Below are 464 nucleotides of genomic sequence, written 5' to 3' on the forward strand. Positions count from 1 at the left end.
AGCCTGCAACCGACCTGGATCATCAACGGCTACGGCCCGACCGAAACCGTGGTGACGCCAACCCTGTGGCGAGTGCCGGCTATCACGGCCGACTTCACCACCGCTTACGCGCCGATTGGCGACCGCGTCGGCGCGCGCCAGGGTTATGTGCTGGATGCCGATCTCAACCTGTTGCCGGTCGGTGTGGCTGGCGAGCTGTACCTGGGCGGGCTGCTGGCGCGGGGTTACCTGGATCGGCCGGGCGCCACCGCCGAGCGCTTCGTGCCCAACCCCTATCGTGCCGGTGAGCGCTTGTACCGCACCGGCGACCGCGTGCGCCTGGGCGCCGATGGCCAGCTCGAATACCTGGGCCGGCTGGATCAGCAGATCAAGCTGCGCGGTTTTCGCATCGAGATCGGCGAAGTCGAGGCGGCGCTGAAAGCCTGCGCCGGCGTGGGCGAAGCACTGGTGGTGGTCAAGGACAG

General features: G+C 68.1%; 1 pseudogene. It reads left to right on the forward strand.

The window, feature by feature from the left end:
• Positions 1-464, forward strand: a pseudogene (locus H3221_RS25560) (AMP-binding protein); the annotation flags it as partial.

This window comes from Pseudomonas chaetocerotis (assembly GCF_015712105.2).
Lineage (GTDB): Bacteria > Pseudomonadota > Gammaproteobacteria > Pseudomonadales > Pseudomonadaceae > Aquipseudomonas > Aquipseudomonas chaetocerotis.